General features: G+C 67.1%; 1 protein-coding gene. It reads left to right on the top strand.

Going from position 1 to position 216, the window contains the following annotated elements; all coding sequences use genetic code 11:
* Nucleotides 1-216 (top strand): hypothetical protein (locus NLM59_RS11760; protein WP_304417968.1); only part of this gene is annotated, 216 nt, incomplete at both ends.

Consider the following 216-nt stretch of genomic DNA (forward strand, 5'->3'; position numbering starts at 1 on the left):
CATCGGCCTGTTCGCCCGCGGCCGCCAGCTGGTGGCGGGCAATTTCCTGTTTGCCGGGCAGTTGGTCGAAGATGCCGAGGCCAGCATCTGGGCGCTTGGTGTGCGAAATCCGCGAATCCTCGAGGAAATCCACGGCTTCGCCTGGCTCGACGATCTGGCCGCGGTCGGCGATCTCCCCGCCCGTGATCGGGCCCAGGCCTGGACCTGGGACTGGAT

It is taken from the genome of Profundicola chukchiensis, from assembly GCF_029664245.1.
GTDB lineage: Bacteria > Bacteroidota > Bacteroidia > Flavobacteriales > Weeksellaceae > Profundicola > Profundicola chukchiensis.